The organism is Rhizobium sp. 2YAF20, assembly GCF_052114685.1.
Lineage (GTDB): Bacteria > Pseudomonadota > Alphaproteobacteria > Rhizobiales > Rhizobiaceae > Rhizobium.
In genome coordinates, this window is the sequence record NZ_JBFRFF010000008.1 from 64,971 (window position 1) to 87,866 (window position 22,896).

19 protein-coding genes are annotated in these 22,896 nt (G+C 60.2%); 14 read left to right on the forward strand and 5 right to left on the reverse strand.

Annotation, left to right across the window (positions count from 1 at the left end; all coding sequences use genetic code 11):
* Positions 1–26 precede the first annotated feature (26 nt).
* From hutI to hutU, 4 genes are read left to right on the forward strand one after another with little or no spacing between them, the layout of a single operon-like run.
* Positions 27–1,337, forward strand: coding sequence for an imidazolonepropionase (gene hutI / locus AB4Z52_RS13085; protein ID WP_442218349.1), 1,311 nt, complete (start codon positions 27–29; stop codon positions 1,335–1,337).
* On the forward strand, positions 1,334–2,869 hold the full coding sequence (gene hutH / locus AB4Z52_RS13090) for a histidine ammonia-lyase (protein ID WP_442218350.1): 1,536 nt from the start codon (positions 1,334–1,336) through the stop codon (positions 2,867–2,869). Before hutI ends, hutH begins: the two co-directional genes overlap by 4 nt.
* Before the next feature lies 1 nt (position 2,870).
* Positions 2,871–3,671, forward strand: coding sequence for an N-formylglutamate deformylase (gene hutG, locus AB4Z52_RS13095; RefSeq protein ID WP_442218351.1), 801 nt, complete (start codon positions 2,871–2,873; stop codon positions 3,669–3,671).
* 35 nt (positions 3,672–3,706) lie between these two features.
* Positions 3,707–5,380 carry a urocanate hydratase gene (gene hutU, locus AB4Z52_RS13100; protein WP_442218352.1) on the forward strand — a complete coding sequence of 558 codons (1,674 nt, stop codon included), beginning with the start codon at positions 3,707–3,709 and terminating at the stop codon, positions 5,378–5,380.
* A 26-nt stretch (positions 5,381–5,406) separates the two neighbouring features.
* Here hutU and AB4Z52_RS13105 read toward each other — a convergent pair whose 3' ends face one another.
* Complete coding sequence (locus tag AB4Z52_RS13105; RefSeq protein WP_442218353.1) at positions 5,407–6,081, reverse strand: nucleotidyl transferase AbiEii/AbiGii toxin family protein; 675 nt, start codon at positions 6,079–6,081, stop codon at positions 5,407–5,409.
* Between the two features lie 53 nt (positions 6,082–6,134).
* Complete coding sequence (locus AB4Z52_RS13110; RefSeq protein WP_442218354.1) at positions 6,135–6,338, reverse strand: hypothetical protein; 204 nt, start codon at positions 6,336–6,338, stop codon at positions 6,135–6,137.
* An 86-nt stretch (positions 6,339–6,424) separates the two neighbouring features.
* Here AB4Z52_RS13110 and AB4Z52_RS13115 point away from each other — a divergent pair, with 86 nt between their 5' ends.
* From AB4Z52_RS13115 to AB4Z52_RS13145, 7 genes are all read left to right on the forward strand, one after another.
* The gene (locus AB4Z52_RS13115) at positions 6,425–6,994 is read left to right on the forward strand and encodes a HutD/Ves family protein (protein WP_442218445.1); all 570 of its coding nucleotides are present in this window, start codon (positions 6,425–6,427) and stop codon (positions 6,992–6,994) included.
* A gap of 170 nt (positions 6,995–7,164) precedes the next feature.
* The gene (locus AB4Z52_RS13120; protein ID WP_442218355.1) at positions 7,165–8,193 is read left to right on the forward strand and encodes a LacI family DNA-binding transcriptional regulator; all 1,029 of its coding nucleotides are present in this window, start codon (positions 7,165–7,167) and stop codon (positions 8,191–8,193) included.
* A gap of 143 nt (positions 8,194–8,336) precedes the next feature.
* A complete protein-coding gene (locus AB4Z52_RS13125; protein WP_442218356.1) occupies positions 8,337–9,611 on the forward strand; it encodes an ABC transporter substrate-binding protein in 1,275 nt (424 codons plus the stop codon).
* Between the two features lie 83 nt (positions 9,612–9,694).
* Positions 9,695–10,588: a carbohydrate ABC transporter permease gene (locus AB4Z52_RS13130; RefSeq protein WP_442218357.1), complete on the forward strand. Its 894-nt coding sequence runs from the start codon at positions 9,695–9,697 to the stop codon at positions 10,586–10,588.
* Entirely contained in the window at positions 10,585–11,409 is an 825-nt protein-coding gene (locus tag AB4Z52_RS13135; protein WP_442218358.1) for a carbohydrate ABC transporter permease, read from the forward strand. The genes AB4Z52_RS13130 and AB4Z52_RS13135 overlap by 4 nt, the downstream gene beginning before the upstream one ends.
* 8 nt (positions 11,410–11,417) lie before the next feature.
* Positions 11,418–13,661 carry a glycoside hydrolase family 2 TIM barrel-domain containing protein gene (locus AB4Z52_RS13140; protein ID WP_442218359.1) on the forward strand — a complete coding sequence of 748 codons (2,244 nt, stop codon included), beginning with the start codon at positions 11,418–11,420 and terminating at the stop codon, positions 13,659–13,661.
* Between the two features lie 25 nt (positions 13,662–13,686).
* On the forward strand, positions 13,687–14,766 hold the full coding sequence (locus AB4Z52_RS13145) for an ABC transporter ATP-binding protein (protein WP_442218360.1): 1,080 nt from the start codon (positions 13,687–13,689) through the stop codon (positions 14,764–14,766).
* A 4-nt stretch (positions 14,767–14,770) separates the two neighbouring features.
* Here the strand turns inward: AB4Z52_RS13145 and AB4Z52_RS13150 are convergent, their stop codons facing one another.
* The gene (locus AB4Z52_RS13150; RefSeq protein WP_442218361.1) at positions 14,771–15,580 is read right to left on the reverse strand and encodes a phosphate/phosphite/phosphonate ABC transporter substrate-binding protein; all 810 of its coding nucleotides are present in this window, start codon (positions 15,578–15,580) and stop codon (positions 14,771–14,773) included.
* Positions 15,581–15,767: 187 nt separating this feature from the next.
* Here AB4Z52_RS13150 and AB4Z52_RS13155 point away from each other — a divergent pair, with 187 nt between their 5' ends.
* Together AB4Z52_RS13155 and AB4Z52_RS13160 are read left to right on the forward strand one after the other, a co-directional pair.
* Positions 15,768–17,057 carry a flavin monoamine oxidase family protein gene (locus AB4Z52_RS13155; protein ID WP_442218362.1) on the forward strand — a complete coding sequence of 430 codons (1,290 nt, stop codon included), beginning with the start codon at positions 15,768–15,770 and terminating at the stop codon, positions 17,055–17,057.
* 108 nt (positions 17,058–17,165) lie between these two features.
* Positions 17,166–19,568 (forward strand): glucan 1,4-alpha-glucosidase, encoded by a 2,403-nt coding sequence (locus AB4Z52_RS13160; RefSeq protein WP_442218363.1) that lies wholly within the window; start codon positions 17,166–17,168, stop codon positions 19,566–19,568.
* Here the strand turns inward: AB4Z52_RS13160 and AB4Z52_RS13165 are convergent.
* Together AB4Z52_RS13165 and AB4Z52_RS13170 are read right to left on the reverse strand one after the other, a co-directional pair.
* Entirely contained in the window at positions 19,565–20,950 is a 1,386-nt protein-coding gene (locus AB4Z52_RS13165; protein WP_442218364.1) for a sensor histidine kinase, read from the reverse strand. The genes AB4Z52_RS13160 and AB4Z52_RS13165 overlap by 4 nt on opposite strands.
* Positions 20,947–21,603: a response regulator transcription factor gene (locus tag AB4Z52_RS13170; RefSeq protein WP_442218365.1), complete on the reverse strand. Its 657-nt coding sequence runs from the start codon at positions 21,601–21,603 to the stop codon at positions 20,947–20,949. The genes AB4Z52_RS13165 and AB4Z52_RS13170 overlap by 4 nt, the downstream gene beginning before the upstream one ends.
* A gap of 277 nt (positions 21,604–21,880) precedes the next feature.
* Here AB4Z52_RS13170 and AB4Z52_RS13175 point away from each other — a divergent pair, with 277 nt between their 5' ends.
* On the forward strand, positions 21,881–22,864 hold the full coding sequence (locus AB4Z52_RS13175; protein WP_442218366.1) for a glycosyltransferase family 8 protein: 984 nt from the start codon (positions 21,881–21,883) through the stop codon (positions 22,862–22,864).
* The last annotated feature ends 32 nt before the right edge of the window (positions 22,865–22,896 follow it).

Genomic DNA, 22,896 nt, shown 5'->3' on the forward strand with positions numbered 1-22,896 from the left:
TAGCCATAAGGAAAGGCGCAAAGCTGATGACTGGGAACAATTTTTCCGAAAGCAGCGAAGAATCCAAGGGCAAAATCTGCCTCTGGCGCAACGCACGTCTGGCGACCCTTGCCGAGGGCCGGCCAGGTCTTGGCATTGTCGACAAGGGAGCGGTTGTCACCGAGGGCGATCGCATCGTCTTTGCAGGACCGGAGAGCGAACTTCCCGCCTCGGCGATCGAGAAGGCCGAAATCAATGACCTCGAAGGCCGCTGGATCACCCCCGGCCTCGTCGATAGCCACACCCACATCGTCTATGGCGGCAATCGCGCCCGCGAGTTCGAAATGCGTCTCGAGGGCGCGACCTATGAAGAAATTGCCCGTGCCGGCGGCGGCATCGTCTCCTCCGTCAACGCCACCAACGCGCTTTCGCAGAACGGCCTGGTTGCTGCCGCCCTGCCCCGCCTCGATGCGCTGCTTTCAGAAGGCGTCACCACGATCGAGGTGAAGTCCGGCTATGGATTAAACGTCGAGGCCGAACTGAAGATGCTGCGCGCTGCCCGCGCGCTCGAAAACGTCCGTCCGGTGCGCGTGGTTACCTCCTATCTCGGGGCTCATGCGACGCCTGTGGAATATAAGGGCCGAAACGGCGACTATATCACCGACGTCGTGCTGCCGGGGCTGGAGCGCGCCCATGCCGAGGGCCTTGTCGACGCCGTCGACGGTTTCTGCGAGGGCATTGCGTTTTCGACCGTCGAAATCAGCCGTGTCTTCGACAAGGCAAGGCAGCTCGGTATCCCGGTCAAGCTGCATGCCGAGCAATTGTCAAATCTCGGTGGCGCCAAGCTTGCCGCATCCTATGGTGCGCTCTCCGCCGATCATCTCGAATATCTTGACGAGGAAGGCGCGCGAGCTATGGCAGCGGCAGGAACGGTTGCCGTGTTGTTGCCGGGCGCTTTCTACGCAATCAACGAAAAACAGAAGCCGCCGGTTCAGATGCTGCGCGATGCCGGTGTGCGCATTGCCATCGCCACCGACTGCAATCCGGGCACATCGCCATTAACGTCACTGCTGCTGACCATGAACATGTCGGCGACGCTGTTCAGGTTGACGGTCGAAGAATGCATTGCCGGCGCTACCCGCGAGGGTGCCCGCGCCCTCGGTCTTCTCGGCAAGACCGGAACGATCGAGGTCGGCAAGTCCGCCGATCTGGCAATCTGGGACATCGAGAGCCCGGCTGAACTGGTCTATCGTATCGGCTTCAACCCGCTCCACGCCCGCCTCTTCAGGGGCATCCATATTTTCGAAGGCGCCAGCATCTTCAAAAGCGCCCATACTTTTGAAAGTCCAGACCGATGACCATCACGCTCCACCCCGGCTCCGTTTCACTGAAACAGCTCGAAGCCATCTACTGGACCGGCGAGCCGGCGGTCCTCGATGGCGCCTTCGACGCGGGCATCGTCAAGGCAGCCGCTCGGATCGCCGAGATTGCCGCCGGCAACATGCCGGTCTACGGTATCAATACCGGGTTCGGTAAGCTCGCTTCGATCCGGATCGACAGTGCAGACGTCGGCACCCTGCAGCGCAATCTCATCCTCTCCCATTGCTGCGGCCTCGGTGAGCCGCTGGCAGACAACATCGTGCGGCTGATCATGTCGCTGAAGCTGGTCTCGCTTGGCCGCGGCGCCTCCGGGGTGCGACTTGCGCTGATGAGGCTCATCGAAGCCATGCTCGAAAACGGCGTCATCCCCGTCATTCCGGAAAAAGGTTCCGTCGGCGCTTCCGGCGATCTGGCGCCGCTTGCCCATCTGGCGGCGGTCATGATGGGCGAAGGCGAGGCCTTTTTTGCCGGCGAACGACTTCCCGGCAAGACGGCCTTGGACAAGGCCGGGCTGACACCAGTGGTGCTGGCCGCCAAGGAAGGCCTGGCGCTGATCAACGGCACGCAAGTCTCGACGGCGCTTGCGCTTGCCGGCCTGTTCCGCGCCCATCGTGCAGCGCAGGCAGCGCTGATTACCGGTGCCATGTCGACCGATGCCGCCATGGGCTCGTCCGCGCCGTTCCACCCTGACATTCATACGCTGCGCGGCCACAAGGGCCAGATCGATACCGCCGCAGCACTTCGCGGCCTGCTGGCCGGCTCCGCCATCCGCGAAAGCCATATCGAAGGCGATGAGCGTGTGCAGGACCCCTATTGCATCCGATGCCAACCGCAGGTCGACGGCGCCTGCCTCGACTTGCTACGTTCCGTTGCGCGCACGCTCGAAATCGAGGCCAACGCTGTCACCGACAACCCGCTTGTGCTTTCGGACAATTCGGTCGTCTCCGGCGGCAATTTTCACGCCGAGCCCGTCGCCTTCGCCGCTGACCAGATTGCTATCGCCGTCTGCGAAATCGGCGCCATTTCACAACGTCGTATCGCCCTGCTGGTCGATCCGGCCCTGTCTTACGGGCTGCCGGCTTTCCTTGCTAAAAAACCAGGATTGAATTCCGGCCTGATGATCGCCGAGGTTACCTCGGCTGCCCTGATGTCCGAAAACAAGCAGATGTCGCATCCGGCCTCGGTGGATTCGACGCCGACCTCCGCCAACCAGGAAGACCATGTGTCGATGGCCTGCCACGGGGCCCGCCGCCTGCTGCAGATGACCGACAATCTGTTCGGGATCGTCGGCATCGAGGCGCTGACGGCAGCACAGGGCGTCGAGTTTCGCGCGCCGCTCTCCACCAGCCCGGAATTGACACGAGCCATCGCAACGATCCGCGGCGCAGTCGCGACGCTCGACGAGGACCGCTACATGGCAAACGACCTAAAGGCTGCAAGCGATCTGGTTGCATCCGGCGCGCTGAATGCCGCAATATCCGGCAATATCCTGCCGGCGCTGGAGGCCTGAGATGTCCGTGTTCGAAGTCCACCAGGGATCGTCTCCCGTCATTCTCGGCTTTCCCCACACCGGCACCGACGTGCCGCCGGCGATCTGGGAGCGTCTGAATGCCAATGGCCGGCAGCTTGCCGACACCGATTGGCACATCCACCGGCTTTACGATGGTCTCCTGCCCGAGGTGACGACGGTACGCGCGACCTTCCATCGCTACGTCATCGACGCCAACCGCGATCCCGCGGGCACGAGCCTTTACCCCGGACAGAACACGACAGGGCTGGTGCCGGAGACGGATTTCGACAACCAGCCAATCTGGACCGAAGGCCAGGGGCCTGGCGAGGCCGACACCGCCGCCCGCATCGCCGATTTCCACGCACCCTATCATGCAGCTCTTGCCGCCGAAATCGTGCGCGTCAAGTCGATCCATGGCATTGTCGTGCTCTACGACTGCCATTCGATCCGCTCGCACATTCCCTTCCTGTTCGATGGTCACCTGCCGGATTTCAACATCGGCACCGACAACGGCAAGACCTGCGATCCGGCAATCGAGGCGGCAACCTTTGCGGCGGCCTCGTCGGCAACGGGCTACAGCAGCATTCTGAACGGACGTTTCAAGGGCGGTTGGACGACGCGCCACTATGGCCGGCCTTCGACCGGTGTCCATGCCATTCAGATGGAACTCGCACAATCGACGCATCTTGCCAGCGAAGCACCACCGTTTGCCTATGACGACGGCAAGGCCGAGAGATTGCGCGTTCACCTCGCATCCATTCTGTCGAGGATCGAAGCGATCGCGCTCGGCCTCAATCGTTAATGAAGCTACAAAGCCCAACCACGGGGGATTCCGCCATGACTAACTCACGCCACAACATCCGGGAAATTCGCGCGCCGCGGGGCAACGAGCTCAATGCCAAAAGCTGGATGACCGAAGCGCCATTGCGCATGCTGATGAACAATCTCGATCCAGATGTGGCAGAAAACCCGAACGAACTGGTCGTCTATGGCGGCATTGGACGCGCCACGCGCACCTGGGAGGATTTCGACAGCATCGTCGCGACGCTGAAGACGCTGACGGAGGAAGAAACGCTGCTGGTGCAATCCGGCAAGCCGGTCGGCGTGTTCCGCACCCACAAGGACGCGCCACGCGTCTTGATCGCCAATTCCAATCTCGTGCCCCATTGGGCCACCTGGGACCATTTCAACGAGCTCGATAAGAAGGGCCTTGCCATGTACGGCCAGATGACGGCCGGCTCGTGGATCTATATCGGCACGCAGGGCATCGTACAGGGCACCTATGAGACCTTCGTCGAGGCAGGTCGCCAGCATTATGGCGGCAGCCTCAAGGGCAAGTGGATCCTGACCGGCGGCCTCGGCGGCATGGGTGGCGCCCAACCGCTTGCGGCCGTCATGGCTGGTGCCTGCTGCCTGGCAGTCGAATGCAATCCCGATTCGATCGATTTCCGCTTGCGCACCCGCTATGTCGACGCGAAGGCCGAAACGCTCGACGAGGCGCTGGAGATGATCGACCGCTGGACCAAGGCCGGCGAGGCCAAATCGGTCGGCCTGCTCGGCAATGCCGCTGAAATCCTGCCCGAGATGGTTCGCCGCGGCATTCGCCCCGACATCGTCACCGACCAGACATCCGCGCATGATCCGATCAATGGCTACCTGCCGAAGGGCTGGACCATAGCCGAGTGGAAGGCCAAGCGCGAGAGCGATCCAAAATCCGTCGAAAAGGCAGCCCGCGCCTCGATGCGCGAACATGTCGAGGCGATGCTGGCATTCTGGAACGCCGGCGTGCCGACGCTCGATTACGGCAACAACATCCGTCAGGTCGCCAAGGACGAGGGCCTCGAAAACGCATTCGCCTTCCCAGGCTTCGTGCCGGCCTATATCCGTCCGCTGTTCTGCCGCGGCATCGGGCCTTTCCGCTGGGCTGCGCTGTCTGGCGATCCTGAGGATATCTACAAGACCGACGCCAAGGTGAAGGAACTCACCCCCGGCAACACGCATCTGCACAACTGGCTGGACATGGCGCGCGATAGGATCGCGTTCCAGGGCCTACCGGCTCGCATCTGCTGGGTCGGCCTGGGCGATCGCGACCGGCTTGGGCTCGCCTTCAACGAAATGGTCAAGAACGGCGAGTTGAGCGCGCCGATCGTCATCGGCCGCGATCATCTGGATTCAGGCTCGGTTGCCTCGCCAAACCGCGAAACGGAAGCCATGAAGGATGGCTCCGATGCCGTATCGGACTGGCCGCTATTGAACGCGCTGCTCAACACGGCCTCGGGCGCTACCTGGGTTTCCCTGCATCACGGTGGCGGCGTTGGCATGGGCTTTTCGCAACACTCCGGCATGGTCATCTGCGCAGACGGCACGGACGATGCCGCCCGCCGCATTGCCCGCGTCCTCTGGAACGATCCGGCAACCGGCGTCATGCGCCACGCCGATGCGGGCTATGACATCGCGCTCGACTGCGCCAGGGAAAAGGGGCTTCGTCTGCCCGGGATTTTGGGCAACTGATCAAGCCTTTAAGGCCTGCGTCCCCGTCAGGGGGACGCGGGACCGGCTGCCAACGCGTCTGGCCAGAGACGGATCACATCCCGCCGCAATGCCGAGATCGCGCGAACCGCGTCCTCCTGCTGCATCTGCAGCGCATCGATCACATGCTGCCGTTCGGCGCCGTCATGAAGCTTGTTGACCACCCATGCTGCCTTGTGCGCGATATCGGCACCATAGGCAGCTTCAACCTTCGCTACAGTCTCGCGGGGAATTTCACCATGGTGGCTGATCAGCATTCCGAGATCGATAGCGTCGCGATAGGCGACGGCGCGATCCTGACATCGATCCGCATTGGCGAGCAATTTCTCCGCCATCATGTCCCGGGGCACCAGAATTGGCACCCCAAGCGCCGGGTCCAGTACGCCCTCAAGCGTGATACGGCTCTCCCGCGCGATCTCGAAACGGATAGTCTGATCGTCAAGCGTGATGAATGTCCTCACGCCGTATTGATCGACGCGAACCTCGCGGAGAGCCTCAACGGGTGCGGCAAAAAATCCGCGCACCCCTTCCTCGACAGCGAGGCTACGCAAGATGCGATATCCCTCCGTCTCGCTGCAAAGAAAATCGACGTCGAGCGACCGGCGATACCCGCCGAGGGTCATGACGATTGCCGTTTCGCCGCCAAACCAGCAACCATTGGCAAGCAGGAAATCGCGATCCATCAGTCGCAGCGCCTTGGCGATAATTTGATGCTCGGCTCTCCTGAACGAAACAGTCACGAGACGAGCAACTCGCCATGGCCGAAACGCTCAGTCAGATCGCGGATCAGGGCTGTCTCCGGTTCGGTCAGGTGGTTGCGATCGACGAAGCGCCAATTGCGCTCGTATAGTGCAAAGACTTCGGCGGCGGTAATCGGACGTGTGGGATCCCGGTTCCAAGCGAGCAGTTTCAGCTCGGGAAACTCCGCTGGTATGATCATGCCATCGGGTTCAGTTGCCATAGTGAACATAAGATAGGTCAGAACGGCCGAAAGTGAAAGAGATCAGGATGTCGCCTTCGTCCCCATTGAAAATTTTGAGAAACAAAGACTGCCGTCGCATGCCCTGGAAGAACGGCGGTGGCGAGACGGTGGAGATTGCCGTTTTCCCCGAGGGCGCCGCCCTTGCCGATTTCGATTGGCGGGTCAGCATGGCAACCGTTGCCTCCGATGGGCCTTTCTCCGTCTTTCCAGGCATCGACCGGACCCTTTCAATTCTTGACGGCGAAGGCATGACCCTGTTCATCGAAGACCGCACGCCCGTATGTTTGACGCGTGAAAGCGAACCACTGCCCTTTCCGGCAGATGCCGCAACGTCAGCAACACTCGTCAACGGCGCGATTACCGATCTCAACGTCATGACACGGCGCGGCGTCCTTTCTCACCGTGTCGAGCGCCTCGCTGTCGACGGCACGATCGCGCTTGGCCTGACAGGCGAAACGATGCTGCTCCTTTGCGAGAGCGGCGGCGTGGACCTTGAACTCGACAAAAGTAGTGGGAGGCTCGGCGAGCGCGATTGCCTGATCCTCGGCACAGGAGGCAAAGGCGTGCTGCGGCTATCTGGAAGAGCGCTCTGTTACGCCATCCGCATCCGTTGAGGTATCCTCGACAGGCAATCCAATCGACGGCTTGCAATCACAGCGGAGCGTAGTAAAAATTTACTAATCGACCCCGCTTCGATTCATCCAAGCAATGGCGATGTGTATTGCGGCAGATCTAACCTCGCCGTGAAGGGCCATACTGCGGCGGCGACAAGGCAAGACGTGCGATGGTAACGATCAAGGAAATAGCAAGTGCGGTCGGCGTTTCGTCTGCCACCGTATCCCGCGTTCTCAACTATGACGCGACCCTGTCGATCTCTTCGAGGAAGCGCCAGGCCGTCATCGAGACGGCCGAGGCGCTGAACTACGCAACGCCGCGCAACCGCAACCGGGCCAACGGCATCAATGGAGCACTGCAGGCTTTGGTGCCCGGCGCCGGCAAGATCGCGCTCGTGCATTTCCTGAGGCCCCCACAAGAGCTGACCGACCCATACTACATCGGCGTGCGGCTTGGCATCGAGAACCGTTGCCGCGCGCTGCAGGTCGAGGTCATGAAACTCTATCACACCGACGTCATGCCAAAGGCCACCTTGCTGCACGACGCCTCAGGCGTCATTGCCATCGGACGACACACCGACCAGGAAGTTGATTGGCTTCGGGAGCACAGCCGCACGCTTGTATTTGCCGACTTTTCACCCGCCTCAGATATTGACGACAGCGTCGAAAGCGATATCATTCTGGCGATGCGCAAGCTTCTCGCGGCGATCCGCGACCGGGGCTATCGACGCATCGGCTTCATTGGCTGGATCGAGGACATCAACCAGATTCCGCACCATTTCATCGAACGCCGCTGCCGAACCTTTATAAGCTGGATGAAGGAGGCGGATCTCTTCGATCCCGAGCTCTGCATGACCGAAAGGTTGACGCCCGACAGCGGCTACAACCTTGCCCGCGCCATGATGCAGAAGGACAACCCGCCGGAAATCATCGTGACCTGCAACGACAATATGGCAATCGGCGCCTACCGCGCCATGCTGGAACTTGGCCTGAAGATACCGGAAGATGTGGCGATCGCCAGTTTCAACGACATCCCGGTGGCCCAGCTTCTCAATCCTCCCCTGTCGACCGTCCACATTCCAGCCGAACTGATCGGCGAAACGGCCGTCGACCTCTTGCTGGAGAGGTTCTCCGGGCGGGACGTCGCCAAGAAATGCGTGCTGGCAACTGAAATAATCTGGCGCGATAGCACCCGATAATTCGATAATATCTTTTGAATTCAATGACGTAAATTTCTGGGTAAAAATTTACTGAAAATATTGCGTCCCATGCTAATTTAGGGAATACTCTGCGCAGGGACGGGGAGGTCTGTCTCGCAAGCAAGCCTTTTGGGAGGGAAACAATGGACAATTTTCTGCGCGCGCAGCTGCCGCGCATTGCCGGTCTGGCCATGGCCGGCGTCAGCTTTTTTGCGGTAAGCGCCGCCGAGGCAAAACAGATCACCATCTGGTGCTGGGACCCGAATTTCAACGTCGCCATAATGAAGGAAGCTGGATCGCGTTACACGAAGGCGCATCCTGATGTGACGTTCAACGTTGTCGACTTCGCCAAGGCCGACGTCGAGCAGAAGTTGCAGACGGGTCTGTCTTCCGGCGCCGGAGCGGGCCTGCCCGACATCGTGCTAATCGAGGATTACGGCGCACAGAAATACCTTCAGTCATTCCCCGGCGCCTTTGCGGCGATGTCCGACAAGGTCGATTATTCCGGCTTTGCGCCTTACAAGGTGCAACTGATGACGCTCGACGGCAAGGTCTACGGCATGCCGTTCGATTCTGGCGTCACCGGCATGTATTACCGCAAGGACTATCTCCAGGCGGCCGGCTTCAAGCCGGAAGACATGCAGAACATCACCTGGGACCGCTTCATCGAGATCGGCAAGCAGGTCGAAGCCAAGACCGGCAAGAAGATGATGGGCATCGATCCGAACGATGCCGGCCTCGTGCGCATCATGATGCAGTCGGCCAGCGGCTGGTATTTCGACAAGGACGGCAATCCCAACATCACCAACAACCCGGCGCTCAAGGCGTCGCTCGAGACCTTCGGCAAGCTGATGTCCTCGGGCGTCTATAAGCCTGCCGCCGGCTGGGCCAACTGGGTCAGCACATTCACGTCGGGTGACGTCGCAGCTGTCGTGACCGGCGTCTGGATTACCGGCACGGTCAAGGCGCAGGCCGATCAGTCCGGCAAGTGGGGCGTGGCCCCCATCCCGGCGCTGTCGATCGCTGGAGCGACGCATGCCTCCAACCTTGGTGGATCGAGCTGGTACGTGCTTGCCAATTCTGCTGAGAAGGATGACGCCGTCGACTTCCTGAACCAGGAATATGCCAAGGACATCGATTTCTACCAGAAGATCCTGACGGATCGCGGTGCCGTCGGTTCGCTGATGGCAGCCCGCGGTGGCGCTGCCTATTCGGTTGCCGACCCGTTCTTCGGCGGAGAAAAGGTCTGGCAGAACTTTGCCGACTGGCTGGCGAAGGTGCCGCCGGTGAACTACGGCATCTTCACCAACGAGGTGGATGCGGCGGTAACGGCGCAGGTTCCGGCAATTGCCAAGGGCGAGCCTATTGACGATGCGCTGAAGGCGATCGAGCAACAGGTCAAGACGCAGATCCAGTAAGGGTCGCAGCATCTGCAAAATGGCTGGGGCGGCCTTCGGGCCGCCTTTTCCAGCCGCGTTGTCTACCGCTTTGAGGAATATCGATGGCCCTTGCCCGTCCCGGCGGCGTCCGCCGCTACTACGACATCAATGGCTGGCTCTTCGTCGGACCGGCGCTGGCGATGATCGCCATCTTCATGATCTATCCGATCCTCTGGTCGCTCTGGATTTCCTTCCAGTCCGGCCGCGGCATGATGATCAAGTTTGTCGGTTTCGGCAACATCGTCCGGCTCGTTCACGATCCCGTCTTCCTGAAGGCGCTCAGCAACACGATCATCTTCTTCGTCGTGCAGGTGCCGATCATGATCCTGCTGGCCCTCGCGCTGGCGGCTGTCCTCAACAGTCCGAAGCTGATCGGCCGGGATATGTTCCGCACCGCCATTTTCCTGCCCTGCGTTACATCGCTGGTTGCCTATTCGGCGCTCTTCAAGGGAATGTTTGCCGACGACGGCATCATCAACAGCACGCTCGAAGCCGTCGGCATCATCGCCTCGCCGATCCCGTGGATGACTGACAGTTTCTGGGCCAAGGTGCTGATCATCATCGCCATCACCTGGCGCTGGACCGGCTACAACATGATTTTCTACCTCTCGGCCATGCAGAATATCGACAAGTCGATCTACGAGGCCGCCCGGATCGATGGGATCAACGCCTGGGGCCGGTTCTTCTACATCACCATTCCGCTCCTGAAACCGGTGATCCTCTTCACGTCGGTCATCTCGACAATCGGCACGTTGCAACTGTTTGACGAAGTGATGAACATCACGCTCGGCGGCCCATCGGATTCGACGCTGACGCTGTCGCTCTACATCTACAACCTGACCTTCAAGTTCATTCCGAACCTTGGCTACGCCGCCACCGTTTCCTACGTCATCGTGGTGATCGTGGCGATGCTTGCCTTCCTCCAGTTCTTCCTGGCGCGGGAGAAAGACCAATGAGCGGCGATCGCATCCGGAATTTCCTTGGCGGAACGCTGACCTATGGTTTCCTTGGCGTCATGTCGTTTCTATCGGTCTTTCCCTTCGTCTGGATGGTGATCGGGACGACCAACAGCTCAGGCGACATCATCAAGGGACGGCTGTCGTTCGGTTCGGCGCTGGTGACGAACATCCACGGCTTCTTTGGCCAGGTTAATGCGCCGCTGATCTTCTGGAACTCGGCAAAGATCGCCATCCTCAGCACGATCCTGACGCTGACCGTCTCGTCCTTTGCCGGCTACGGCTTCGAGATATTCCGCTCCCGCTTTCGCGAGCGGGTCTACAGCGCCATTCTCCTGACCTTGATGATCCCGTTTGCCGCGCTGATGATCCCGCTCTTTGTGTTGATGGGGCATGCGGGCCTGATCAACACCCATCTCGCAGTGCTGCTGCCGACCGTCGGCTCCGCCTTCATCATCTTCTATTTCCGCCAGAGCACGAAGGCCTTTCCGTCGGAGCTTCGCGACGCGGCAAAGGTCGATGGCCTGAAGGAATGGCAGATCTTCCTGTTCATATATGTGCCGGTAATGCGCTCCACCTACGCTGCCGCCTTCATCATCGTCTTCATGGCGGCCTGGAACAATTATCTCTGGCCGCTGATCGTCCTGCAGTCGAACGAGACCAAGACCATTACGCTGGTGATCTCGTCGCTCGCCTCGGCCTATTACCCGGATTTCGGTGTCGTCATGGTGGGCACCGTGCTCGCCACGCTGCCCACCCTCGTCGTCTTCTTTCTCATGCAACGTCAATTCGTCCAGGGCATGCTGGGCTCAGTCAAATAGGAATGAAAATGCGTTCTGTTGTTGCTTTCAACGAATCCTGGACTTTCCACGAAGGCTTTACGCCAGCGCTTGCGCAAGCCCTGAGCGCCGGCCAAGCCGTCAGCCTGCCGCACAACGCCGTGGAGATGCCGTTCAACTACTTCGACGAAAAATGCTACCAGCGCGCATTCACCTACCAGAAGGTCCTGCGCTGGCTGCCGGAATTTGCCGGCAGCGAAGTTTCCCTGGTTTTTGATGGCGCCATGGCGGATTCTGTCGTCTATCTCAACGGTGAAGAGATCAGCGCCCACAAGGATGGTTACACCCCCTTCGAGGCACGGCTGACAGGCCGCCTTGTTGAAGGCGACAACCTGGTCGTCGTGAAGATTGACGGCAGCGAAAACCCCGAGATACCGCCCTTCGGAGGCCGCATCGACTATCTGACCTATGCCGGCATTTATCGCGATGTCTGGCTGAAAGTGACGGATCCCGTCTCGATCGCCAATATCAAGATTGAGACGACCGAGGTCCTCAGCGATCGGAAGTCGGCGTCCGTGCGCTGCGATTTCTCCAACCCTGAAAATCTCGTCTTCAGGGGGACCGTGACGGCAACCCTTCGCGACGCCAATGGAGAAAAGCTGGCAACCGCTCATTCACAAACGTCAGGCGGCAGCGTTACCCTGGCGTTCGAGAAGCTGACCGGCCTTTCGCTCTGGGACATCGACAGCCCGGTGCTTTATGAAATCTCAGTCGAACTCGCAAGCGATCAGGGGTCGGATCGGTACACGTCTCACTTCGGCTTCCGCACGGCCGAGTTCACCGCCGACGGCTTTCGCCTCAATGGCCGAAAACTGAAAATCCGGGGCCTCAATCGCCACCAGGCCTATCCCTATGTCGGCTATGCCGCCGGGCGCTCGGCGCAGGAAAAAGACGCCGAGATCATGAAGCACACACTGAAGTGCAATCTGGTCCGCACCTCGCACTATCCGCAATCGAGATGGTTTCTTGATCATTGCGACCGCATCGGCCTTCTCGTGTTCGAGGAAATCCCGGGCTGGCAGCATATCGGCGGCGAGGAGTGGAAGCAGGAATCGGTGAAGAACGTCCGCCGCATGATCGAGCGGGACTGGAATCATCCCTCGATCATCATCTGGGGCGTGCGGATCAATGAATCCAAGGATTCCCACGATTTTTACCTCGAAACCAACCGCGTGGCGCATGAACTCGATACCACGCGGCAGACAGGCGGCGTCCGTTTCATCCTCGATAGCGAATTTCTCGAAGACGTCTTCACCATGAACGACTTCATCCTCGGCAACGAGGAACTGCCGGGCCAGAACCGGCCGCGCACGGCGCTGCGCTCGCAACAGGAATGCACCGGGCTTACCAAGGTCGTACCTTACCTCATCACCGAATTTGGTGGTCATATGTACCCGACCAAGATCTACGACCAGGAGCAACGACAGGCAGAGCACGTCCGCCGTCATCTCGAAGTGCTCAACGCCGCCTATGGCGATCCGAACATCTCGGGCGCGATCGGCTGGTGCATGTTCGACTACAACACCCACAAGGATTTCGGCTCGGGCGACCGCATCTGCTATCACGGCGTCATGGACATGTTCCGCGAGCCGAAGTTCGCAGCCTATGTCTACGCCAGCCAATGCGAACCATCCGAAGAGGTGGTGATGAAGCCGGTCACCTTCTGGGCCCGTGGTGAGCGCAACATCGGCGGCGTGCTGCCGCTGATCATCCTTACCAATTGCGACGAGGTCGAATTGCGTTACGGCTCGCTTGTCAAACGCGTCGGTCCCGACCGCGAGACCTTTCCGCATCTGCCGCACCCGCCCGTGGTCATCGACCATCGCCATTTCACCCGCGATGAGCTTGGCGTCTGGGGCATGCAGTGGGAAGACGCGCATTTCACCGGCTTCGTTGATGGGCAAGCCGTGGCCGAACTCGACATGGTGGCCGACCCCCTGGCGACGACGCTCGAGGTCAAGGCCGACAGCCAAACCATCCGGTCACACGACCGCGACAGTACGCGCGTCATTGTCAGGGCGCTCGATCAGGTCGGTTCGCGCATGCCCTTCCTCAACGACGTCGTCTCGCTCAGGATCGACGGTCCTGCTCGAGTGGTTGGGTCGCAGACAATCCCCTTCCAGGGAGGGACGACCGGGTTCTGGCTCGAATCGACGGGTCTGCCCGGCACAATCACAGTCGAAGTCTCGTCGTCGCGCTTCGCGCCGACGACAGTGAAGCTGGCTGCGGTCTGATGTCAAAAGGGAAAGCGGGCACGCCATGAGCGATCTGACACTGCGCAATATCCGCAAGACCTTCGGCACCCTGGAGGTTATCAAGGGCGTCGATCTCGACGTCAAATCAGGCGAGTTCGTCGTCTTCGTCGGCCCGTCGGGCTGCGGCAAATCTACACTGCTCAGGATGATTGCCGGGCTTGAGGACATCTCGGAAGGGACGCTCACCATCGGCGACGTCGTCGTCAACGACGTCGATCCGTCGAAGCGCGGTATCGCCATGGTGTTCCAATCCTATGCGCTCTATCCGCACATGACCGTGCGCGAAAACATGGGCTTCGCCTTGCGTTTCGCCGGAGTGCCGAAATCAGAAGTCGCAAGGCAAGTGGCAGAGGCCGCAAGGATACTCGAACTGGAACCGCTGCTCGACCGAAAGCCCAAGCAGCTATCAGGCGGCCAGCGCCAGCGCGTGGCGATTGGCCGCGCCATCGTGCGCCACCCGAAGGTGTTCCTGTTCGACGAGCCGCTATCCAACCTCGATGCAGAATTGCGCGTGCATATGCGCATCGAGATCGCACGGCTGCACAGAAAGTTGGCGACGACCATGGTCTATGTCACACATGACCAGGTCGAGGCGATGACGCTCGCCGACAAGATCGTTGTCTTAAGGAGCGGCATCGTCGAGCAGGCGGGCGCGCCGCTCGAACTCTATGACGACCCGGCAAATCTTTTTGTCGCCGGCTTCATCGGATCGCCGAAGATGAACTTCTTCAATGGCGTGATCGAGCGCAGTGACAGCGGGGCTTTTTCCGCGCGACTTACCGATTTCGGCGGTGCGGTCATTCCACTGGCGCTGGGCGGCAATGCGGCAGCGGGAACGAAGATAACGGTCGGCATTCGGCCGGAGCATTTCGACGAGACGGGCTCGGCATCCTTGCCGATGGTAATCGACATGCTCGAACATCTGGGCGGCGAGACCTTCGCTTTTGCGCGATATGGCAAGGGGGAACTTGTGACCATCCAGAGCCGCAACGGCCGCGATCTGAAATCCGGCCAGGCCATCGAGGCCCGTTTTGATCCCGCAAAGGCGCTGGTGTTCGACGATAAGGGCCAGCGGCTTCGCTGAGCGCTCAAGCGACTGTGGGGTAACCAATCGCGATTGCCTGTCGCTCGAGATCAGCGAGGCGTTGGTAGTCGGCGTCGGACAACAGCTCGAAACGACGGAGCGACAGCGTGTCGCGGATCTCTACAAGCGCTGGCGCGTCGGCGATCGCGGCGAGGGTCTGCCGCAGGACGGTGAGTTCGGCATCGCTGGTGCCGGCAGCGGTTACGAACGGCAATCCCGGCCCGCTCCCGGTCTTTGCAAGCACGCGAATGTTTCGCAGGCGAGACGGCTCGAAGTGGTTGGTATTGCCGAAAGTGACGCAATCGATCGAGGCTATGTCGGCCGCGCCGGCCGCGACCGCATCGATGCTTGCCAGATGGCTGCCGGTCTCGACGACCGAGGAAAAGAAGCGTTCGCCATGCGCAAGCGATGCGATGGCCGCGCGGAAAAGATTGGTGCCGGAATTGCTGCCCGGATCGTTGATTGCAGCAACCGTGCCCCTGGCCTCTTGCAACGACTGGAATTTGGAATCATCGCGAACGATGATGAAGCTCTGGGTCAGCGGGCCATCGCAACCAGGCAAACCATAGGCCGGCGTCGCCACCAGCCGCACCTTGCCGCGCAATAGCTTCACATAGGGAAATCCACAGGTCTGTGAGAGCAGGAGGTTCGGCCGCAGCCATGCCTCATCGTAGTCCACACCCTCGTCGAGGCCATCGGGAACATCATGCACGCCGGCTAGCTGAAGCTCGTTGCGGATATAAGCCCACAACATCCTGGTTGCTGCGACGAGTGGTGGGTGGCTGGAATACATTGCAAGGCTTGCAAGTCGCATCGGATGATCTGGTCCCTGGAATTCGTCCGGCCAACAGTGATAGGCACCGGCGCACAATCCATCTCCGAAAAACCAATGGATGCCAAGGTGTGTTTGCGCGCAGGCCGCTTGGTCGCAGTCGATGATGGGCCTTGGCGTGGCCTGGGCAGACGTGCAAACTCGGCCGGGTGATGCAATGGAGAATTAGATGTCCGATTCCCGAGATTGGCAAGGCGATGCCGTGGATGTGGCCATTGTCGGGGCTGGTGCTGCCGGCGTCGGCGCAGCCCGTCGCCTGCAGGCCCTGCGCCCGGATCTTTCCATCCTTGTCCTTGAGGCCGGAGCTCGCGTTGGCGGCCGGGCCTGGACCGTCAGGCCACCGCTTGTCGAGGGCAGCCCGATCGATCTTGGCTGCGGCTGGCTGCATGGTGCCCGGACCAACGTCTGGAAGGCGATAGCCGAAGAGATCGGCTTTACGGTGGACAAGACGCCAGCTCCCTGGAGCGAAGGTGGGCAAAATCTCGAGGCAACGATGCCAGGCGGGCAAGAGGCAAGGGCTGCGATCGGTGCCTTCTTCGCGCACGCCGAGCAACGCCGCGGGGAAAAGCCAGACCCTGCCCTGTCCGATCTGCTCGAGCCCGACAACCCGTGGAATGATCGGGTTGAGGCTATCGGAACCTTTTTGAACGGCTCCCCGCTAGATCAAGCGTCACTCGAGGATTATAACAACTACCATCCCGGACCGGGTCCCGATTGGCGCATTCGCGAAGGCTACGGAGCGCTTGTTACCGCTTATTCCCAGCCTGTACCTGTCGCACTCGGCACCATCGTCACCCAGATCGATCATCGCACCGCGGATCACATAGCGGTCGAAACGAACCGCGGAACAATCCGCGCGCGCGCCGTCGTCGTTTCGGTCTCGACCAATGTGCTGGCAAACGAAGGCATTCGCTTCGACCCTCCCCTGCCGGAAAAGCTCGAAGCCGCAGCAAGCCTGCCGTTGGGGCTTGCCAACAAGCTCTTTCTGCACACCGGCACGACGGACGGTCTGCCCGTCGATGCGCACCTGATCGGCTCGCTACATCGAAGCGCGACAGGCAGTTACCAGCTCCGACCGTTCGGCAAGCCTGTCATCGAAGCTTATTTCGGCGGTCCGCTCGCCCACGAGCTCGAAAAGGCCGGGCAGGCCGCTGCGCTGTCTTTCGCGCGCGAGGAATTGGCCAGCCATTTTGGACATATCATTGCCGGCGAACTGGAAGTCGCCGCCATGTCCGCCTGGGCGGCAACGCCCCATATCGGTGGGTCCTACTCCTACGCCCGGCCGGGAGCATCGCCTCAACGCAGCATCCTTGCAGCTCCAGTCGACAACCGTCTGTTTTTTGCCGGCGAGGCCTGCTCGCCTTCTCGGTTTTCGACGGCGCACGGTGCTTATGAGACAGGAGCGGCGGCGGCAGAGAAGATTGCGACGTCAATTGCCGGGGGGGTAGGACGCAGTTAGAGGGATGAAACAAACTCCGCGGTGACATAGCTTCCACCGGTCGCTTGATTTCAAGCCGAAAGTCGGCACGATAGGGGTCAATCGTGCAGCGCAAAATGGATCAGTGATTTGACCGACCGAATAGATCCTCCCGGCGCCCCGGGAATAACGCCCCGTTGGACCTCAAGCGACAAGAGCGGGGTCGGAACTGCCGCGAACCCGGAGAGCAGGGTCTGGTTTACGGTCAGTCACGGCATCCTCAACGAGATTTACGCGCTGCGGCTCGATACCGCCTGCATCCGCGATTTCGGCTTCGTTGTCACCGCGCAGGATTATTTCTCGGACGAGAAGCGCGATGCGGACCATACGGTCGAAATGATCGAGGATGGTGTTCCCGCCTTCCGACTTGTCAACACATCGAGAGATGGCCGCTACAGGATAACGAAGATCATTTTGGCCGATCCCGACCGGGAAGTCGTCCTGCAGGACATCCGGTTCGAGGCACTGATCGGGCATCTGGCGGACTATCAGCTCCATGCGATCGTCGCGCCGCACCTGGTCAACGCCGGCAGCGACAACACGGCCTGGTATGCGGATTTCAAGGGGCACCAGCTGCTTTTCGCCGAAGGCAGGGGAACGGCGCTTTCAGTTGCCGCAACGGTTGCGTGGACGGCACGGTCGGCGGGCTATGTCGGCACGTCGGATGGATGGCAGACGCTGTCACGCGGAGAAGGACTGATCGCAGAGTTCGAACGCGCCGAAAATGGCAATGTTGCCATATCCGGTACGCTGGATCTTTCCTCCAGCAACGGCCATGCCCTGGTCGCAATCGGCTTCGGCTCTCAGCCCGAGGAGGCTGCCTTTCGTGCCATTCTCAGCCTGCAGCACGGCGTCGACCCCGCCTTGAAGCGTTACCGGGCGGGATGGCGGCAGTGGCAGCGCGGACTACTTCCCCTGGACGAGCCCCACGACGCCACTCAACTCAACAAATACCGCGTCAGTACATCCGTTCTGGCGACCCACCGCGACGACGCGTCCGGCGCGATCATCGCCAGTCTTTCCATCCCGTGGGGATCGAGCAAGAGCGACGACAATCTCGGCGGATATCACCTGGTCTGGACGCGCGACCTGGTCGAAACCGCTGGCGGACTGCTGGCGGCCGGCGCCAGCGAAGAGGCGAAAGCCGTTCTCGATTACCTGGTCGTGAGCCAGGAGACCGACGGTCACTGGGTGCAGAATTCCTGGCTCGACGGCCGTCCCTATTGGTATGGTATCCAGCTTGACGAGACTGCATTCCCGATCCTGCTCTATGACATGTTGCTGCGGGCCGACGTGCTCGGCCCCGCCGATGCCGTTCGCTATGAAAAGATGATCGAGAGCGCCACAAGCTTCATCATCCGCAACGGGCCCGCGACCCAGCAGGATCGGTGGGAGGAAGATGGTGGCTATTCGCCATTCACGCTTGCAGTCGAGATCGCCGGGCTTCTGGCCGCGGCGGACGCCATGGATGCGGCGGATCGGATAGATGTTGCCAACTATATCAGGCAAGTAGCCGACGGCTGGAACGAACAGATCGAAACCTGGACCTACGCAACCGACACCGAACTGTCACGCCAACTCGGTATCGACGGCTATTATATGCGGATCGGTTCTGCGACGGGGGACGGCTTGTCGAGCGCCCGCGGTCTCATTCCAATTCGCAACAGGGCTGATGTCAACGAAATGCTGGAAGCCGGAATGCTCGTCAGCCCCGACGCGCTTGCCTTCGTGCGCTTCGGCCTGCGCGCTGCCGACGATATAAGGATGGTGAATACCGTGGCGGCGATCGACGCGGTGTTGCGGCGCGATCTCCCGGCCGGCCCCTATTGGTATCGATACAACGACGACGGCTACGGCGAACAGCCCGACGGGTCACCCTTCGACGGGGCCGGAATTGGCCGACTGTGGCCATTGCTCACCGGAGAGCGCGCCCACTACGAGATCGCAGCCGGCAGGCTTGCCGAAGCAGAGCGGCTGCTTGCGACAATGGAGGCCTCCGCAAGTCCGGGCGGCCTGTTGCCCGAGCAGATCTGGGACGGCGAAGACATCCCCGAGCGGGAGCTGTTCCTCGGGCAGCCTTCCGGTAGCGCGATGCCGCTGGTCTGGGCCCATGCCGAACATATCAAGTTGTTGCGGTCGCTGCGCGACGGTGCAGTCTTCGATATGCCGCCCCAGACCTTTCGCCGCTACGTGAAGAGCAGGCCCGCACCCGCGCCGATCGTCTGGCGCAGAGCATCGCCGATCGGGCGGATCGACGTCGGGCGGGTCCTGCGGCTCGAGTTCATGGAGCCGGCGCGCGTTCATTGGTCGAAGGACGAGTGGTCGACGACCACCGACACGATTGCAACGGACACCGGACTGCAAACCTATCTCTGCGACCTGCCGACGCGGGACCTGAAACAGGGCTCAATCGTGCGTTTCACCTTATTCTGGTTGGCGCGAGATTGCTGGGATAGCGCCGACTTCGCCGTGGCCGTCGGAGCTGAAGGTTAGGCTACCTGTTCTCTCGGCAGATCCAGATTGATCCTCAGGCCCTTGCCCCACGACGGCGTGGTAAGCTCGATCGTCGCTGCAAGCCGGTCGACGATATCCGCGACGATGGCAAGGCCGAGCCCTGCCCCTTCGGTGTGCAGCGTATCGAGCCGATAGAAACGCTGGAAGACGGCTTCGCGCTGGTCGGCCGGGATGCCGGGACCATTGTCGCTGATGGACAGCCGGCATTCTTCAGGCCCTGAGGAGACCAAGACTTCAATCCGGCCGCCAGTAGGGGTGTATTTGATCGCGTTGTCGATGAGATTGCTGATCATCATGCGCAGCAATGACTCGTCGGTCTTTACCTCGGCCTGCTCGTCACCCTTGAGCACGGCGTCAAGCTGCCGTCCATTGAGCACGCTGCCGAACTCAGCAAGCACCGACGCGGCGACGTGATAGAGCGAAACGGGGACAAGCTCCAGCGGATGATGGCTGACCCTTGCCAACCGCAGCAGCTGTTCGATCAGATGCATGGCGCGATCGTTGCTGGCGACGAGATCGGAGACAATCGCCTGACGTTCCTTGTCCGTATCGACATTATCAAGCATTTGAAGAAGCAGCTTCACGCCGGCCTGCGGCGTCCGCAATTGATGCGCAGCAAGATCCGAAAACCGCCTTTCGAGCGTCAGGGAACGTGCAAGCTTTGACAGAAGCTGGTTGATCGAGCGGCCCAACGGCAGGAGATCGCGCGGCAGGTCTTCGACCGGAATGGCGGAAAGATCATCCGGCGATCGCGTCCGAATATCGCGCACGAGGCCGTGGATCGTACTAAGGCCGCTATTGATGCCGAGCCAGATCAGAAAGCCGATGATCGGGATCAGGATGAGCAGCGGGAAGAACAGATTGAGCAGGATATTGGCGACCAGCGTCTCTCTGAGAGCGACTTTTTCGCCGACCTCCATGACGATCGAGCTATTTGGGATCGGCAAAGTATAGACCCGCCACGTCTCGCCCTTGTAAGGCACGGTCGAAAAACCCTCCTTCTGCTGCGGCACCTCGGAAAGGAATGCGGTGCTGTTATAGACAAGGATCTGGCCATCGACCCATCCACGAAACATATGCGCATCCGCATAGTCGTCGGCGTCCTCGTTAAAGGCAAGCTGGTTGTCCATGTTGAAATCGATGTCGTCGATGCGCTTCGGTACGCGATCGAACGGCCGCTTCAACTTGTGCTGAAGCAGGCCCCACAGCACGTTCGCGTCGTTGATCAGCTGGGCATCGTAGATGTTATCGATCTCACGCGTCGCGCTGTTGAACGCAAAAGCGCCGACGATGACGATGGTGACGATCACCACTGGCGCTATTCTGAGGAACAGCTTGCGTGTCAGCGTCGAGGTATTCATCGTTCAATCATATATCCAACGCCGCGGATGGACTTGATGAGGTCCGCCCCGAGCTTCTTGCGCAAATTGTAGACCGTCACTTCGATCGTGTTACTCTCGACGGCGTTGTCAGCGTCATAGAGCGCATATTCTATGTCGTTCTTGGTGACGTAGCGACCATTTCGCTCCATCAGCAGCTTCAGCAAATGAAACTCCTTCGCCGTGGTATGAACCCGCGCGCCGTCCCTCAGGACCACCATTGCCGATGGATCGACCTCGACGTCGCCGCACCGGATGACGGTCTCAATTCGTCCTTCCCTTCGACGAATGAGCGCTCGCAACCTGGCCAAAAGCTCATCAAGGTCAAATGGCTTGACCATGTAGTCGTCGGCGCCCTCGTCCAATCCCTCGACCTTTTGGCGGGTTCCGTCTAGCGCGGTGAGCATCATGACCGGCACGCGGTTGCCTTTCTGGCGAATGCCCTTCAACACACCGATGCCACTGAGCTCAGGCAAATTTATATCGAGGATGACCGCCGCGAAATGAGAACTCTCCAGCGCCAGAAGGCCTGATTGGCCATCGCGGAGCCAGTCCACGCCATAGGCGTTCTTCTCCAGCGCCTTTTTCAGTGATGAGCCGAGAATATGATCATCCTCAACAAGCAATATCCGCACGATCCACCTCAATCCGTTCGAAAAATCTCATAGCCCGAATTGCGTCGAAACTGCGCCCGCAGATGGCCATGTGGTCCAATCTACCTTCATTTTTCAAAGGCGCCAGCAACAACCACAGGTCGCACAGCATATCCTGCACATTTCATTTCAACATCAGCTTGAGGTGTTAGGAGGCCTCGAACCTACTCGTCCGGAACGACGGCTGGATAATCCCTTGCCTGTCGGCGCCGGTAACCATGATGGCGGACAACGACCGAGCCGGCCCATTGGAGCACGAATGCACTCGTCTGTCAGCGAGAAAACCCCCGGATCTTTCGCTGTCGTCGCCTGCGCCGACGCCAGGATGCTGCCTGCGGCCTGCTGCGCCTTGCGCTCGGTCCACCAAAATCTGACAGCCGTCAAGGCGAGGCTGTTTCTTCTGGCAATAGATGTCGATGAAAACCAGGTCGTCGATATCGAAAATTTCGCCCGGCATCATTCCATCAGCATCGAGCTGCTGCGCGACACATCTCCCAAGGCGGAAGGCGCTTCGCTCGGCCGCTGGTCGCGCGCCACGCTGGCAAGGCTCTATCTGGACCTCAACCTTCCGTCCACCATAGAGCGGCTTCTCTATATCGATGCCGACGCCATCGCAGTGTCAGGGCTCGATAGTCTTTTCAATGTCGATCTCAAAGGCAAGCCGCTTGGCGCGGTCGATGACTATCTGATGCCCTTCTCCGCAAAGATCGAGCGTCGTCAGGAAAAAATCGGCATGCGGCGGGGTGCGCGCTATTTCAACGCCGGCATCCTTCTCTTCGATTGGCAGCAATGCCTGCGGCACGGCTTGATAAAGCAAGCAAGAGAGACCTTCGAGGCACAGCCGGAGATATTCGAGGCGCACGACCAGGATGTCCTCAATATCGCCTTCGAAGACAATTGGCAGGTACTGGACCCGCGTTGGAACGCCCAGACCGGCATCCTGCCTTTCATCAAGGAACCGGGCATACGCCATTTCACGGGCCGTAAGAAGCCGTGGCAGGCGACGGTTCCCTGGCCCCACCGCAAGATGAAGGCATATTATTCAAACCTTCTTCAAGACACGCGATGGGCGTCGTTCTGTCAGCCATCCTCGCGGCTTTCCGAGATGGGAGGCCTGGTATCCTACTGCTTTACAAGACTGACGACGCGCTCCAAGGCGACGAAGGTGCGCCATTATTTTGCCGGCGCCACCGAACAGGCTCGGCCGTCTCCACAGCCCTTATCCGGCCAACCAGCCATCTGATCGGGTGACGGCAAGCCATGACAGACGAAAGA